Annotated in this window: 16 protein-coding genes; 6 read left to right on the top strand and 10 right to left on the bottom strand. The window is 42.9% G+C overall.

Annotation, left to right across the window (positions count from 1 at the left end; translation table 11 throughout):
- Positions 1 to 2 precede the first annotated feature (2 nt).
- Complete coding sequence (locus CDH51_RS09125) at positions 3 to 1,352, top strand: neutral/alkaline non-lysosomal ceramidase N-terminal domain-containing protein (protein ID WP_100628317.1); 1,350 nt, start codon at positions 3 to 5, stop codon at positions 1,350 to 1,352.
- Here the strand turns inward: CDH51_RS09125 and CDH51_RS09130 are convergent.
- Together CDH51_RS09130 and CDH51_RS09135 are read right to left on the bottom strand one after the other, a co-directional pair.
- Positions 1,349 to 1,942: a class I SAM-dependent methyltransferase gene (locus CDH51_RS09130; RefSeq protein WP_100628318.1), complete on the bottom strand. Its 594-nt coding sequence runs from the start codon at positions 1,940 to 1,942 to the stop codon at positions 1,349 to 1,351. The genes CDH51_RS09125 and CDH51_RS09130 overlap by 4 nt on opposite strands.
- A 4-nt stretch (positions 1,943 to 1,946) precedes the next feature.
- A complete protein-coding gene (locus CDH51_RS09135; RefSeq protein WP_100628319.1) occupies positions 1,947 to 2,777 on the bottom strand; it encodes a UbiA prenyltransferase family protein in 831 nt (276 codons plus the stop codon).
- 90 nt (positions 2,778 to 2,867) lie between these two features.
- Between CDH51_RS09135 and CDH51_RS09140 the strand changes: the two genes are divergently transcribed.
- Together CDH51_RS09140 and CDH51_RS09145 are read left to right on the top strand one after the other, a co-directional pair.
- A complete protein-coding gene (locus tag CDH51_RS09140; protein WP_232724784.1) occupies positions 2,868 to 3,503 on the top strand; it encodes a GDSL-type esterase/lipase family protein in 636 nt (211 codons plus the stop codon).
- A gap of 95 nt (positions 3,504 to 3,598) precedes the next feature.
- A complete protein-coding gene (locus CDH51_RS09145; protein ID WP_100628320.1) occupies positions 3,599 to 4,813 on the top strand; it encodes a 6-bladed beta-propeller in 1,215 nt (404 codons plus the stop codon).
- A 183-nt stretch (positions 4,814 to 4,996) separates the two neighbouring features.
- Here the strand turns inward: CDH51_RS09145 and CDH51_RS09150 are convergent, their stop codons facing one another.
- Both CDH51_RS09150 and CDH51_RS09155 read right to left on the bottom strand, forming a co-directional pair.
- Positions 4,997 to 5,248 (bottom strand): hypothetical protein, encoded by a 252-nt coding sequence (locus CDH51_RS09150; protein ID WP_024284665.1) that lies wholly within the window; start codon positions 5,246 to 5,248, stop codon positions 4,997 to 4,999.
- A gap of 109 nt (positions 5,249 to 5,357) precedes the next feature.
- The gene (locus CDH51_RS09155; RefSeq protein ID WP_100628321.1) at positions 5,358 to 6,422 is read right to left on the bottom strand and encodes a sugar-transfer associated ATP-grasp domain-containing protein; all 1,065 of its coding nucleotides are present in this window, start codon (positions 6,420 to 6,422) and stop codon (positions 5,358 to 5,360) included.
- 269 nt (positions 6,423 to 6,691) lie between these two features.
- On the opposite strand from CDH51_RS09155, the gene CDH51_RS09160 reads away from it, so the two are divergent.
- The 3 genes from CDH51_RS09160 (at position 6,692) to CDH51_RS09170 (ending at position 8,109) form a co-directional block, all read left to right on the top strand.
- On the top strand, positions 6,692 to 7,183 hold the full coding sequence (locus tag CDH51_RS09160) for a thermonuclease family protein (protein ID WP_100629392.1): 492 nt from the start codon (positions 6,692 to 6,694) through the stop codon (positions 7,181 to 7,183).
- 195 nt (positions 7,184 to 7,378) lie between these two features.
- Complete coding sequence (locus CDH51_RS09165; protein WP_100628322.1) at positions 7,379 to 7,657, top strand: hypothetical protein; 279 nt, start codon at positions 7,379 to 7,381, stop codon at positions 7,655 to 7,657.
- A 5-nt stretch (positions 7,658 to 7,662) separates the two neighbouring features.
- A complete protein-coding gene (locus tag CDH51_RS09170; RefSeq protein ID WP_157807080.1) occupies positions 7,663 to 8,109 on the top strand; it encodes a PIN domain-containing protein in 447 nt (148 codons plus the stop codon).
- 7 nt (positions 8,110 to 8,116) lie between these two features.
- Here CDH51_RS09170 and CDH51_RS09175 read toward each other — a convergent pair whose 3' ends face one another.
- The 6 genes from CDH51_RS09175 to CDH51_RS09200 all read right to left on the bottom strand — a co-directional run bounded on the left by CDH51_RS09175 (position 8,117) and on the right by CDH51_RS09200 (position 14,798).
- Positions 8,117 to 8,365: an addiction module protein gene (locus tag CDH51_RS09175; protein WP_100628324.1), complete on the bottom strand. Its 249-nt coding sequence runs from the start codon at positions 8,363 to 8,365 to the stop codon at positions 8,117 to 8,119.
- 131 nt (positions 8,366 to 8,496) lie between these two features.
- A complete protein-coding gene (gene leuB / locus CDH51_RS09180; protein ID WP_100628325.1) occupies positions 8,497 to 9,564 on the bottom strand; it encodes a 3-isopropylmalate dehydrogenase in 1,068 nt (355 codons plus the stop codon).
- A complete protein-coding gene (locus CDH51_RS09185) occupies positions 9,533 to 11,092 on the bottom strand; it encodes an alpha-isopropylmalate synthase regulatory domain-containing protein (protein ID WP_100629393.1) in 1,560 nt (519 codons plus the stop codon). Before CDH51_RS09185 ends, leuB begins: the two co-directional genes overlap by 32 nt.
- 93 nt (positions 11,093 to 11,185) lie before the next feature.
- On the bottom strand, positions 11,186 to 11,776 hold the full coding sequence (leuD, locus tag CDH51_RS09190) for a 3-isopropylmalate dehydratase small subunit (protein WP_100628326.1): 591 nt from the start codon (positions 11,774 to 11,776) through the stop codon (positions 11,186 to 11,188).
- Between the two features lie 104 nt (positions 11,777 to 11,880).
- Positions 11,881 to 13,287, bottom strand: a complete 1,407-nt coding sequence (gene leuC, locus CDH51_RS09195) for a 3-isopropylmalate dehydratase large subunit (protein WP_100628327.1) — start codon at positions 13,285 to 13,287, stop codon at positions 11,881 to 11,883.
- Between the two features lie 2 nt (positions 13,288 to 13,289).
- On the bottom strand, positions 13,290 to 14,798 hold the full coding sequence (locus CDH51_RS09200; RefSeq protein ID WP_100628328.1) for a 2-isopropylmalate synthase: 1,509 nt from the start codon (positions 14,796 to 14,798) through the stop codon (positions 13,290 to 13,292).
- Between the last annotated feature and the right edge of the window lie 8 nt (positions 14,799 to 14,806).

Below are 14,806 nucleotides of genomic sequence, written 5' to 3' on the forward strand. Positions count from 1 at the left end.
TCATGAACTGGAAATCTATTTATATCACTTTTGGAAAGGTCCTTCTCGGGATCTTTCTGTTTTTGTTGCTGGTAGCAATTTTCACCCTTACTCGTGTAGACCGATCACCGATTGAGAATCAGGATTTTTATCAAAATACTCTCCAAAGCCTTCAAGACTTACCCATTCAATCTACCCAAGGAGACCTTTGGCTAGCAGGATGGGCCAAGGCAAATATGACGCCCGCTAAGCCGATTGACTTAGTAGGATATGCACCAAGGGGACCTTATGATTTTGTTCAGGATAGCAGCTTTGTCAAGAGTATCTTCCTCAGCAATGGAAAAAGCAGCATTGCTTGGTTAAACCTGGAGCTTTTGATTGTCCACCCTCACTTGGCAAAATCCATAGAAAGCGCAGTCAAAAAAACCTTTCCTGATCTCACTCAGGTAATTTTCACCGCTACACATACGCATTCAGGCATGGGTGGCTTCATGCCCGGTCCAGTGGGTGAATTAGCCTTTGGTGGTTTTCAGGAGGAAATAGTCCAAATGATAACAGAGAAAAGTGTAGAGGCTATTGCTAAGGCAAAAATAGAGCTGGATACGGTTTCTATCACTTACCGAAAGGCAAATGCCGGAGAGCTGCTTGCCAACCGATTCATCAAGGATGGCCCGACGGACCCCTTTACCCGTCAGTTGATTTTCACCCAAAAATCTGGTCAAAAAGCCACCTTGATCACCTACTCGGCTCATGCCACTTGTCTCAGTTCGAAATTCATGGGGCTTTCTGGTGACTATCCTTTCTACCTCATGAAAACCCTGGAAGAAAAAGAGTTTGACTTTGCGCTTTTTGCTTCCGGAACAGTTGGTTCTCACCGCCCGATTGCCCCTGGAAATCAGGTAAAGGATATTCAGGAATACGCCTTTCAACTAGATTCTGTCAATCGCTTGAAAATGACTCGTTATGCTACGATTCGAAATGCAAGCCTGAAAAATGCACGATTGAATATTCAGCTTCGAGAACCGCACCTTCGAATTTCTGATAACTGGCGAATTCGCCCTTGGCTCTTTGAGCGGCTTGTGGGTGACACCAATGCGCATTTCGATATCACACAAATTGGGAATACACTTCTGATCTCTTCTAGCGGTGAAATATCCGGTGTATTCTATGAAAAATGGGAAAAACTAGCCGAATCGAAAGGTCTTAACTTGATCATCACAACTTTCAACGGAGGCTATATTGGCTACATCACGCCCGATGAACTCTATGACAAACACTTTCACGAAGTGCGCGAGATGAATTGGTATGGACCCGGAAATGGAAAGTACTTTGATGATATGATCACTAAAATCATCGAACAAAGCGGTATTTAACCCTTTACCCAAACTTGCGCCCGAATCCAGCCATTTTTCCAAACTTTTTCCTCTTTCAAAATCCAGCCCTGAGCACTCAGCCAGGATGAGTGATCCGGAAGGTCCTTTCGAGAGTGTCCTGCTACCAGTCGAAAAAAAGCAATCATCAACGCAGTGATAATAGACTGCCGGACTGAATCTGTTTTGAAAAAGTCAGATAAGACCACCACTCCTCCGGACTTAAGATTTTGACCCACTCGATTAAGAAATTTGGGAATTTGTTCATCTGTAAGCGTGTCCAAAACAAAAGGCAATAGAACTAGATCAAAGGGCTCAGCTTGTGGAAAATCACCTAAATGAAACGAAAGCTTGCTGGATTGAAGGTTTTCTTTTGCCTTATTCAACATGGATTCGGAAAGCTCCCAGTATTCGCCGGAAAGCCGGTCTTGAAATTCCCGGTAGTCAAACCCTTCACCTCCACCGACGATCAAGGCTTTCCCATTGAGATACTGACTCAAAAAATGGACATTTGCCAGGGAAAGCGATTCTCCAAAAACCAATCTTGCTAATGGCCTATAAATCCCTGCTACCAAACGGTATTGATCCTTCATGCCTCTAAAGTAAAATGAGCAATAAGAGCGGAAGTGAAAAAGCCCATTCCATACTTAGTCGCTTTTCTTCCAAAGTCCAATGAGATCTACGGAAAGTGAGCCAGTGAATCAAAGTCATTGCTAAGAGAAAAACTCCAAAAATTTTGAAAAACGATGGGGCAAATACCAGGGTCAGAAAATTTCCTCCCAAAAGTACCGCACTGATAGCATAGATGATCTTTTCTAAGCGATCAGCTCCGAAAGACCTTGCGGCAGAAAAAAAGCCAGCCTGCTGATCTTCCTCCACATCCAAAAAAGATAAAATAAACAGGTTGTAAATAGCTAAAAGCAAATAGAGCGTGAAAAACAACCAAAACCAAAGCGTCCTATCCAGCGCATCCGCGGTCATTAAGGGTAAAAAAGATATCCCCAATACGTAAAAGAAAGCAATGGAGACCTCCTTCATCCAACCCATCCCAAACTTCCATATCACCATCCGAGCAAACAGAATAATCAGACCAAGTGCAAAAACCGACTTCAATACACTCCCCCAGCCAAACCACCAAAACCCTCCGATAAGACCTATAAAACCAAGGGACAATACCGCGACTATCAACACCTTTTTAGCCTTTTGATGAAAAAACCTTCTGGAGGAGAATACCCCGTTTTCCTGTGCATCGAGTATATGATCCAGATTATAGATGCTCCAAACGGCCATTCCCAAAAGAATGTAAGCAGGGAGTTCTATAGATACATGCAAGAGTTCCGAAAAAAACAGCATTCCAGCCATAGCGCCGGAAACCACATCCAAGGAAAGCCATGAAATCCACAAAAGCACTTTGTTGAAAAATTGCATTCCGTAAAAATACAGGGACAAAGACCAGAAACAAGGAATTTTGATTGGCCAAAATTTCCTATTTTTCAAAAACCAAACCCATTAAACCTTATGATGAAATTAGTTTTATTCTTTCTATCCTTTGCCTTCTCAAGTGCTCTTCTTGCTCAAGAGCCAATCAAAATCGCCTGCGTGGGCAACTCTATCACACAAGGACCCGGTAGAGATCATCCGGACAGTTACCCCCTTCAAATGCAGGCTATTCTTGGTGATACCTATGAAGTCAAAAACTTTGGAGTCAGCGGAAGAACGCTTCTTCGAAAGGGAGACTTCCCTTATTGGAACGAACCGCAATTTCAGGAGGTAAAGGACTTTTCTCCAGACATTCTGGTGATCATGCTAGGCACCAATGATTCCAAGCCTCAAAATTGGGCTCACAGCTCAGAATTTAAACAGGATTATTTGGATATGATCGCAGAATTCAAGGCTCATATGCCGAAAGACGGAAAAGTCTACGTGGTCATGCCCGTGCCTGTGACTAAGGATAATTTTGGAATTACTGCTGATGTAATGAACAATGAACAGCGGATGATGATCATCGATATCGTCAAATCCAGTGGTTCTGAAATGATCGATTTGTACACTCCTTTGATGGATAGGGCAGATTTGCTTCCAGATGGAGTGCATCCAAACACAGAAGGTTTGGGTATCATGGCTGCTGCAGTAGCCCGCGCTATCAGACTTTAAAATTTTCGAGAAAAAAGCCGGCGGTATTGTAACCTTATCCGGCTTTTTTTCGCTTTTATATTTTTAGTAATTAATCACTTTTAAAAGCTTCCTATATGAAATTATCGCAAGCGATCCTACTCTTCGCCCTTTCAAGCTTATTTTCCTGCAGTAGCGATTCAGAAATCAACAATTCGGAGAACTTCCCAAGCTTTGAGGTTAATGAGCGTATTATCCAGAGTCCAGAACAGGTATTGGGCGAAGTGGAGTTTATCCCTTTAAAAATCCCAGAGGGCACTCCGATTCAGTATTTTGGCTTTGACCCAAATATGGCTATCTCTGGAGATCGGATATTCTTGAACACCGATCCTTACATGAATCCATCCATTCATGAATTTGACTTACAAGGCAAGCATATTCAGTCGATCGCGAGAAAAGGCGGTGGGCCAAATGAATACGAGAGTATAGACAAATTAGGATTGACTGACGATGGACGCCTAGCGGTTATTTCCAGGGCATCACTTTTAGAGTTTGATGAAAAGTTAGACATCCAAAACAGAATCAATCTCCGCCAAGTCGGTTCCTATTTTGTTATTGACTTTCATCCTTTTGTGGAAAAAAAGTGGCTTGTCTCTTTGAGAGGGACAGACCCTGAGGAGGATGGCTTCTTCAAAAATTTTGCAGTCTTTGACCGTGACTCTTTGACTTATGAATTTTTACCCCTGAAATCCTATCCGGCTTCAGGAAGTGGTGAAGCGGGTTCAATCGTCCCCTATGAAGAAGGATTTTTGTTGAATTTCGGCGCTTCCGATACGATTTTTTACTATTCAAAAGGTACTATTAAACCACTTTTGAGTATGAATTCGGGTGATAGAAGTATGCCTGAGGAAAGCCGGCTTCAACCGGAGGACAAAGCAGATGAAGAACTGGAGCGAATGATTGCCACACAGACTTATGATTTTTACTTCGGCAATGTGGAAGTAGCCGGAGAGACCATCAATACGCAAGTTTTTGGAATTACGCCAAAGCCATTAAGTCCTTCTGAATTGGAGGAAATGGAAGAAATACCTGCAGATTTTCCGGTTTATGAGGTTTTTATTCATCCAAAAAAGCAACAAATCAAAGCTTCGAAGATAGTCCCTGGCCTGGGAGGGATGCCCTTTTCAGATGGAGAGTACTTCTACCGACTGCTCTACACCGAAACTTGGAATCAACTGTTAGAATCTGGGCAATTGGGAGAAAATCATACGCAGGCGCTTCAGATTGCCTCTGAGCAACTCATAGATCAAGAAGATCCTATTGTCATTCGATACAAGATCAAGTGGGACTAAGCATTTTGAGTTGAAAAAATATGAATATATATAATCTTGCCAGTACCCAATTTATTTTGCCGGAAGCTGGAAGAATGAAGATCGAACTAGCCAGAAGCTTAACCTCAAGGCTTATTTCACTCCGTATTCCGGAGTGGTTTCATATCGGCAGAAAGGCGGATAATCATAGAAAAAGTCAACTGATTATAAAACTCTCGACTCTGAAAACAGATCGTAGGCAGCTACCAGTAATTGCCTTTCAGGTGAGGTCCCATATCGTGAATAGGAATGGATCTGTGATCGCTCCTCTACATATATGGGCAAATAGGTGTTTTCGATTTCATCCCAAATTACTAGCAAATAGGCATACGGAATCGGCTTTTCCCGGCCGATTTCAAGCCATTGCTCGAAGAGGTCTTCAGAAAGTGATTGGGGATATTCGGGACTATCAAACATGAATTTTGTTCTAAAAGCTGATTAAGAATATTTTGTCAGGAAACTTTTACAAATCCTATAAGCTCCCTATCTGAGAGCTGTCATCTAGGTGAGTGAATCAAATACAGCATCACATCTTTTTCCAGAGATTTTCCCAGCCTAACCCTTTGAAACTAGGTCCTGTGGTAGGCTCAGTATAAATTATTCCAGGGTGCCCAGTATTCCATTCAATTAATTTGATTTCTCCGGAATCAGTTACCGACACATCCCAACCTATCAACTGTAAATGAGGAATTCGATTGTGAAGCTGTTCACAGCTTTTCACAATTTTGGAATAAAATGGGATAGATTTTCCCTTAAATTTAATTCCACTTTCTGGATGAGATTCTAAAGTTTCCCACTCTGCAGTAATTCCCTTAGAATAGAATTCACCGCTTTCCAAAAAAATAGGGACTCGAATAGAACTTTTTGAATCAATAATATCCATTCCTTTTTGACCAACCCGAAGGCCGGAAAGTATATTTTTAGCCTGTTTTCCTTGCTGTTTGAGAGTGGTAATCCGGATGGTGGCTACTGCATTTGGGCTTAATTCATTTAATATGGAGTGCTGAAAAATCGGGGCTTGAATAACTGAATCTCCGAAGGATCCAAAATCAAATTCGTCAAAATCATCCGGACTTAATTTGATTACTCCATTTCCTTGAAATGAAAAATCTCTTTTGATAAAAACAAAAGGATAATCCTCAAAGCAAGCTGATTTGACCTCATTGAGAGAAACAGGTTCCCCTGAAACTAGAACCCAACTTCCTTTAACAAAATAGGCCAAATCTGGCATCAAATCAGTTTCTAAAATCCTTTTAGATAGCGTTTTGTAAACACTAAGATTCTCAAAATGCCCGTTCAGCCCAGGCGAAATGACTCTCCCCATATAATTATCTGGAATCCAACCTTCTAGAAACTCCCCCCGAAAAGTGGTATATACTTGAAGCCAAGGTGAAAATGCCTTGGACCCAAGGACATCTTGCGCATAGTCATTGCATGCTTTTAGCTGAGAGGGAGAAATACTTTTCCCTTGTTTCGCCAAATTGGCCAAAGCAGCTTCGGCTTTCTCATTAATTTTCTTGTCGAAAAGAGCATTCCATCTCTTTTGCCTTGACTTTCTATATTCTCTCTTTACGAGCTGTATGAGTTTCAAAATGAAATGTCTTTAGGTTGGATCTGAAGTTTTATTATTTTTCTCAAACATAGAGAAAATCTAATTTATCACATCTCTAAATCTTTTGATTGGACTTATTCCCATTGATTGGTTCTTTTGCAGAAAACAGCATTATCCAGAGAACAACTGTCATTACAAACCTTATTTCATTTATCAACACTCATTTTTAGGTTGGCTTGATTGTATGACATTTAATGACCAATTCCAGGGAATATTTTTATTTAAAACCCAGATTATTAATTTTCAGCATGCAAGAAAACCAACGAGTATTTCACTTTCTCTGCCTCCTACTTTTTATAGGTTTATTCATTTCAAATGAGTTAAACGCCCAACAAAAAACCGGACTACTCCGGGTGAGCAAGGTAGTTGACGGAGATACCTTTTGGCTGATCAATGCCCAGGGAGAGGAGGAAAAAATCCGGCTTATCGGAGTGGATAGTCCTGAGGCTAGGAATGCAGGCCGGGTGAAAAAAGAGTATTTCGGTGCCGAAAGTTCTGCCTTTGCCAAGCGCATGCTAGATGGAAAAAGGGTCCGACTCGAATATGACGCACAACGCAAAGATCGCTATCAGCGAACTTTAGCCTATGTCTATCTGGAGGATGGCACTTTCTTCAATGCGCTTCTCGTTCGTGAAGGCTATGCGACAGTGGCCACCTTCCCCCCCAATGTGAAATATGAGAAGCTCTTTATCCGCCTACAACGGGAAGCTCGCTCGAAAAAGAAAGGTCTTTGGAAGTGAAAAAAGCTGATGGATTTTGATATTATTGTTTTTCCCAATTGGTAAAAAGACTTATCATGAGAAAGCCTGAAACACTTTTGAAGATAAATTTAGATGAAGGAAATTGTGACCATATTTTAGAATTTGTTCGAAGCCAAACTGATCATTTATTCGTTTAATGATTAGGGGATTTAGTAAATTTGAAAAAAATCAGATATGGAACTTTCATTAAAAGAAGTCTTTAACGCCGCAAAAAAACAATTTGCAGAGCTTATCAATATTCAGGAATCTGATTTCCGTTTAGAGCAACTTGAATATAAAAAAGATGAAAAGACATGGGATGTAGTCGTTTCTTACCTTCAAGAAAATAAAAATCGAGGAGCTTCTACAGGTTCGATTCTCAGCTTTTTGCCCTATGAAAGAATCTACAAAAGATTAAAAATTGATGAAAACAAAGAAGTTGTAGGGATTTTCATGTTTTCTGAAGCAAAATGATTTTTGTGGATACCAATGCGCTAATTCTTTTGATCGTAGGGTTTATCGATAAAGCTCTAATTTCTTCACATAAGCGCACTTCTATCTATGAACCAATTGACTTTGAAAATTTGACATTTTTAATCGGAGACTTGGAGAAAGTGGTTACTACTCCCAATGTATTGACAGAAGTAGATAACCTCTTGAATAATTTCCAAAAAGGGCATCGATGGGCCTACTATCAAGTGATCCGAGAAATAATTACTAAATCTTCTGAAAAATTTCTTGAAGCAAGAAAGGTGATTGATTTTGATGCTTTTTTGCAACTCGGGTTGACAGACACCGGAATATTAGAAATCTGCAAAAATTGTGATTTGTTGATCACGGGGGATTCCAAACTTGCTGATTACGCAAATGCCTATGGGATAAAAGTGGTGGATTTGGTAAAAATCAGAAATAACAGGTTGAATTGATTCAACCTTATTGAGGTAAGCTCTTTACTTTTTCAATTTTTGAAATCATTTCATCCCAGGTTCCAAATTTCATTTTTCCAGCGTCAAACAAGTCCAATCTTCTTTTTAATTCGGCCTGCTGTCCTGAAGTTAATTCATAGTTAGACTCATTGAATTCACTGACTACCGAAAACAAAAATTTCCAATAATTTGGGATCAGCAGAATCGACTGCTTGATGAAGCTTTTCTTTAAGAACCGAATTTTCCATGCCTTCAAAGTTTATTGAATTTAATTCATAATACGGGTTTCTCCAATGAATGAATAAAAACCACCCCATTTCTGAGGTGGTTTTCGATGAAATTTGAGATTGCAAATCTCGAATAGCTACCGTTTTGTAGGGATCTGAATTATCCCAAAATCTTTGCTGCCAGCCAGTCTCCCACTTGGGAGGTTTTGTAGGCAGTCCCGCCGTCAGCAATATCCTCGGTCACATAGCCCTCAGCCAAGGAAAGATTCACCACATCAGATATGGCATCTGCCTCAGCTTTCATGTCAAATGCATACTCAAACATCATCGCAGCGGACAAGACGGTAGCCAATGGGTTGGCGATGTCTTTTCCGGCAGCCTGAGGATAGGAACCGTGAATCGGTTCAAACAATTTCACCTCAGATCCCAAAGAAGCCGATGGCATCAAACCCATAGAGCCGGAAATCACCGAAGCCTCATCGGTCAGAATATCTCCAAAAAGATTTTCCGTAATCAAGACATCATAGGCTTTGGGCCACTGAATCAGCCGCATGGCTACAGCATCCACAAACTCATATTCCACCTTCACATCCGGGTATTCGGAAGCCAGCTCCTGCACCGTTTCCCTCCACAATCTGGAAGTGGCCATGACATTGGCTTTGTCCACACAGGTCAGGAGTTTCCTTCGCTTTTGCGCAGCTTCAAAACCCATTCTGGCTAAGCGTACAATCTCTTCTTTGCTATATACATTGGTATCGAAAGCCTTGGTGCCCTGCTCATTGCGACCTCTTGGCTCACCGAAATATACCCCACCGGTCAATTCTCTGAAGAAAACAAAATCCACTCCGTCCACCCGCTCCAGTTTCAGCGGTGACTTATGCACCAAAGAAGGAAAAGTAAAGGTCGGACGGACATTAGCAAAAAGTCCCAACTTCTGACGCATTCTCAGCAGTCCCTGTTCAGGTCTTACTTTCGCTTTCGGATCATTGTCATACTTCGGATCGCCAATGGCCCCAAAAAGGACAGCATCTGATGCTGCACAAATCTCATGCGTAGCATCTGGATATGGGTCACCCGTCGCATCGATAGCGCAAGCGCCTACCAGACCTTCCTTGAAGGTGATTTGATGTCCGAATTTTTGGCCAACAGCCTTGACTACTTTGACAGCCTGAGCAATCACCTCAGGTCCGATGCCGTCACCCGGCAACAGCGCGATATTCATTTCCATAATAAGTGGATTCTTCTTTATTGGGTTGGTAATTCATGTTTTCAATGATGTTGAGCATTTTTTCAGTAGCCATCATCGCCGCTACTGTTTGGTCGGGGTCAAGCCCCTTGGTCTTAAATATCTTTCCATAATCCCAGGTAACTACAGTCTCCACAAAAGCGTCGGTCTTACCTCCCGGAGGAATAGAAACATGGTAGTCGACCAGTCTTGGAAGTTCACGGCCTAGGGATTTGTAGATTTTTTTGAGTGCCTTCATGAATGAGTCATACTGTCCGTCTCCTGTAGCACTTTCATCGTAAAACTTCCCGTGGATATTCATCCGAAGTTGTACCGTGGGCTTTAACCCCTTCGAATGCGTCATGTGATAGCCCTCGATACTGATGTGCTTGGATATGGAGTTGTTTTGCAGGACATCCGAAATGATGTAAGGCAAATCCTCCGTGGTCACACGCTCCTTTTTGTCGCCGAGTTCAATTATTCGCTGGGTTACTTTGGTGAGTTCATCTTTCTCTAAAGAAATACCCAGCTCCTCCAAATTCTTCAGAATATTGGCCTTTCCGGAGGTTTTACCCAAGGCATATTTCCGTTGCCTGCCAAATCGCTCTGGCATCAGATCGTTAAAATAGAGGTTCTTTTTATTATCTCCGTCTGCGTGGATTCCCGCGGTTTGGGTGAAGACATTTTCACCTACGACTGGCTTATTTGCAGGAATATGCTGCCCTGAAAACTGCTCCACCAGCTTGGATACACGGAAAATCTTATTTTCTCGCACTCCAATTTCAAAATGGGTAAAATCCTTCACCACAGCCACAATGGACTCCAAAGGAGCATTTCCTGCGCGTTCACCCAAGCCATTCACAGTAGTATGAATTCCGGCTGCACCATGAAGAATAGCCTCCATGACGTTAGCCACAGAAAGATCGTAATCGTTGTGCGCATGAAAGTCAAAATGGGCATTAGGAAAGCGGGAAACGATGAGCTGGAAATAGTCTTTGACCTCTTCCGGAGAAAGCAATCCTAAGGTATCAGGAAGCATGATTCGCTTCACTGGCTGATGATCAAGAAAATCGATTAGGTTTAAGGTGTATTCCTGAGAATTCCGCATTCCATTTGACCAGTCCTCGAGGTACACATTAACTTCAATCCCCTTTTTCTGGGCATAGTTAATACACTCTTCAATTTCTGAAAAATGCTGCTCGGGAGTCTTCTTCAGCTGATGCACCAGATGATTGAGCGATCCTTTCGTAAGTAAATTCAGCACTTTGGCGCCAGCATCCTCGATCCAATCAACTGAAACAGGTGTATCTACAAAGCCCAAAACTTCCACCTGATGGAGATGTCCTTTTTGACCAGCCCATTGAGTGATTTTTTGAACTCCCTCCAATTCTCCTTCTGAAACTCTCGCAGAGGCCACTTCAATCCGGTCTACCTTCAGTTCCTCCAGCAATAGCTTGGCAATTTGAAGCTTCTCTGAAGGCAAAAAGGATACACCTGAGGTCTGCTCTCCATCCCTCAGTGTCGTATCCATGATTTCGACACGTCGTTGGTTCAAACCCTCCAAGGGTTTGAACCCCTTGGAGGGTTGATTTTTGACTTGATTCCTACTTCCCTCCATTTGCTTTTATTTGGATGCTTCGAATGCCTCGATTTCAGAAGACATGTTTAGCAAGTAATCAATATCATCGAAGCCATTCTGCATATTGGCCTTCTTATATTCATTGATGTCAAAAGATTCGGATTCTCCAGTTGCGAGCAGTTTGATTTTCTGTTCGGGCAGGTTGATTTCGATCTCGGACTTAGGATCTGCCTCAATCGCATTGAATAGTTTATCAGCAAATTCAGTAGAAACTGTCACCGGAAGGACTCCAATATTCAGACAGTTATTTTTGAAGATATCTGCAAAAAAGCTGGAAACCACACAGCGAAAGCCATAATCATACAGTGCCCAAACGGCATGCTCCCGGCTGGAACCTGAACCGAAGTTTTTACCAGCAACCAAAATTTTACCAGAATAGGTAGGATCGTTTAGCACAAAATCCTTTTTCGGATTGCCTTCCACGTCATACCGCCAGTCGCGGAAAAGATTGTCTCCAAAGCCTTCTCGTTCAGTTGCTTTCAAAAAGCGAGCGGGGATGATTTGGTCAGTATCCACGTTTTCGGTCGGCAATGGAACTGCCGTATCGCGGAGTATGGTGAATTTATCGTAAGCCATTTTAATTTGTTCAAAGGTTTTTAAGTGGGAAGGTTGAAAGGTGTGTCATCTCAGCTAAGCCTGAAATTCCATTAAGCCCGTATCTCGTATTTCCCACTTCGTATTTAATTTTCAAAGACTTCCCTCGGGTCGGTGATACGCCCGGTGACGGCCACTGCTGCAACTGTCAAAGGAGAGGCAAGCATAGTCCTCGCACCTGGTCCTTGACGACCTTCGAAGTTTCGATTGGACGTAGAAACCGCGTATTTTCCAGCAGGAATCTTATCATCGTTCATGGCTAGGCAGGCTGAACAACCCGGCTGACGAAGTTCGAAACCAGCTTCTTCCAAGATTTTCACCAAGCCTTCTTCATGAGCGAGCTTTTCCACTTCTCTGGAGCCCGGAACAATCCAAGCGGTGATATTATCCGCTTTTTTCTTGCCCTTGACGAATTGTGCTACTGCGCGAATATCTTCGATTCGCCCATTGGTACAGGACCCGACAAATACATAATCGACTTGCTTTCCTTTGACCGGTTCACCCGGCTGGAAGCCCATATAATCCAAAGATTTGAGGTAAGACTTTTTATTGGAGCCTTCCATCCCATCCGTGGTCGGAATAGAGTCTTTAACCTTGATCCCCATTCCCGGATTGGTTCCATAGGTGATCATTGGTTCGATATCAGCAGCATCAAAGTGAAGTTCCTTATCGAAAACAGCCCCATCGTCCGTTTTGAGTGTCTTCCAGTAGGCTACTGCCTTATCCCAATCTTCCCCTTTTGGTGCATATTGTTTACCTTTTAGGAAAGCAAATGTTGTCTCATCCGGAGCAATCAAACCTCCTCTGGCGCCCATTTCGATGGACATGTTGCAAATGGTCATCCGAGCTTCCATGGAGAGGTTTCGGATCGCCGATCCTGCATATTCCACAAAATAGCCGGTAGCCCCAGCGGCAGAGATTTTGGAAATGATGTAGAGAATGATGTCTTTGGAGGTCACTCCTTTTCCAAGTTCTCCTTCTACAGAGATTCGCATTTTCTTTGGCTTGGACTGCATGATGCACTGCGTCGCTAGCACCATTTCCACCTCAGAAGTACCGATACCAAAGGCAATCGCTCCAAAGGCCCCATGCGTAGAAGTATGTGAATCGCCGCAAACGATGGTCATCCCAGGTTGGGTTACTCCCAATTCCGGTCCGATTACGTGGACAATTCCGTGATGAGCAGATCCCAAATCATGGAGCTCAATGCCGTATTTTGCGCAATTTTGGCGAAGTCGCTCCACTTGCATCCGAGAAAGCTTGTCCTTGATCGTCTGATCCTGATCTATCGTCGGAACATTGTGATCTGGAGTTGCTATCGTCCGATGAGGATATTTTACGCCAATGCCTCTTTTCTCCAAATTCAAGAAAGCTACAGGGGAGGTAACTTCATGGATAAAATGCTTATCAATGAAGAACACATCTGGCCCCGCAGGTACCGATTTCACGACATGTGAATCCCAGATTTTATCAAATAATGTTGTCTTTTCCATAATTAGGCAGTCACGTATTCTTTGACTGGTATTTTGTTTAATGCATCCACAAATGCTTGAGCAGATGCCAATACGATATCTTGGTTGGAAGCAAAGCCGTAGTAAGGCTTGTCGGATTTGATGACACGCATGTGGACTTTTGCCACATCATTGGAGCCATGGGTCATGGCTTGAATCAGAAATTCTTCCAAATCAACTTGGGGTTGGACGACTTTTTCGATAGCTGTCAAAACAGCATCTACAGGACCAACTCCGGTTGCTGAAGCTTCATGGGATTCATTACCGATTTTCACTTTTACTTGTGCGTTGATCTCACCATTAGAAGAATAAGTCACTTCTTCCAATTCGATGAAATTGGATTCATCCATGTACTTACCTACCAGCTCCAGCAAATCTTTTCTACCAATATCTCGCTTTGAATCAGCCAAAAGCAAAAACTCTTCGTAGACTTTGCGAAGCTCTTCGCCTTCTAATTCCACACCCAAGGCATCTAGATGATGCTTCAAGGCAGCTCTCCCGGATCTTGCAGTCAGGACAATCGAAGACTCCTCCACCCCGACCTCTTTGGGATCGATGATTTCGTAGTTTTCTCTGTGCTTCAAGACACCGTCCTGATGAATCCCTGAGGAGTGAGCAAAGGCATTTCTACCTACAATCGCCTTATTAGGCTGTACAGGCATATTCATCAGTTTGGATACCAATCGGCTGGTTTGGTAAATCTTCTGCGTAACGATATCCGTGTGAACAGGAATGGACTGATGACATTTGATAGCCATCACCACCTCCTCCATGGAAGTATTTCCGGCACGCTCTCCGATTCCATTGATCGTCACTTCAACCTGCCGGGCACCATTTTGAACACCAGCCACCGTATTGGCGGTAGCCATCCCCAAATCATTGTGACAATGGGTGGCTATGATCGCCTTGTCTATATTGGGAACTCGATTTTTGAGATTTGCGATAAAGCCCCCATACTGCTCTGGTAAACAATAGCCGGTGGTATCCGGAATATTCACCACAGTAGCTCCGGCTTTGATGACCTCTTCAATGATTTTACAAAGAAAATCAGGCTCCGAACGCCCGGCATCTTCTGCATAAAACTCCACATCCTCCACAAACTGCTTGGCAAATTTCACAGCTGCCACCCCACGGCGGATGATCTCATCCGGAGTGGAACGGAGCTTGTACTGAATATGATAGGGAGAAACCCCAATACCCGTGTGAATTCGGCCTTTTTTGGCATACTTGAGTGCCGCTGCAGCTACTTCGATATCCTTTTCTACCGCACGTGAGAGGGCACAAATGATCGGATTGGAAACAGCTTTCGAAATCTCCTGCACAGAATTGAAATCACCTGGGCTAGAGATGGGAAATCCTGCCTCAATTATATCAACTCCTAGTTCTTCTAGGGCCTTTGCCACGATAATTTTCTCCTGGGTATTCAGCTGACACCCTGGCACTTGCTCCCCGTCTCGCAGGGTTGTATCAAATATCCACAGCTTCTCACTCATGATCTTTG

The organism is Algoriphagus formosus, assembly GCF_002807035.1.
In the GTDB taxonomy this organism is placed as follows: Bacteria; Bacteroidota; Bacteroidia; order Cytophagales; family Cyclobacteriaceae; genus Algoriphagus; species Algoriphagus formosus.

Coding starts and splice junctions, on each gene's coding strand:
- CDH51_RS09145 (WP_100628320.1), top strand. CDS start 3,599: ATGAAATTATCGCAAGCGATCCTACTCTTCGCCCTTTCAAGCTTATTT.
- leuC (WP_100628327.1), bottom strand. CDS start 13,287: ATGGAAAAGACAACATTATTTGATAAAATCTGGGATTCACATGTCGTG.
- leuD (WP_100628326.1), bottom strand. CDS start 11,776: ATGGCTTACGATAAATTCACCATACTCCGCGATACGGCAGTTCCATTG.
- CDH51_RS09185 (WP_100629393.1), bottom strand. CDS start 11,092: ATGGATACGACACTGAGGGATGGAGAGCAGACCTCAGGTGTATCCTTT.
- CDH51_RS09130 (WP_100628318.1), bottom strand. CDS start 1,942: ATGAAGGATCAATACCGTTTGGTAGCAGGGATTTATAGGCCATTAGCA.
- CDH51_RS09135 (WP_100628319.1), bottom strand. CDS start 2,777: ATGCAATTTTTCAACAAAGTGCTTTTGTGGATTTCATGGCTTTCCTTG.
- CDH51_RS09200 (WP_100628328.1), bottom strand. CDS start 14,798: ATGAGTGAGAAGCTGTGGATATTTGATACAACCCTGCGAGACGGGGAG.
- CDH51_RS09165 (WP_100628322.1), top strand. CDS start 7,379: ATGGAACTTTCATTAAAAGAAGTCTTTAACGCCGCAAAAAAACAATTT.
- CDH51_RS09125 (WP_100628317.1), top strand. CDS start 3: ATGAACTGGAAATCTATTTATATCACTTTTGGAAAGGTCCTTCTCGGG.
- CDH51_RS09140 (WP_232724784.1), top strand. CDS start 2,868: ATGATGAAATTAGTTTTATTCTTTCTATCCTTTGCCTTCTCAAGTGCT.
- leuB (WP_100628325.1), bottom strand. CDS start 9,564: ATGGAAATGAATATCGCGCTGTTGCCGGGTGACGGCATCGGACCTGAG.
- CDH51_RS09160 (WP_100629392.1), top strand. CDS start 6,692: ATGCAAGAAAACCAACGAGTATTTCACTTTCTCTGCCTCCTACTTTTT.
- CDH51_RS09150 (WP_024284665.1), bottom strand. CDS start 5,248: ATGTTTGATAGTCCCGAATATCCCCAATCACTTTCTGAAGACCTCTTC.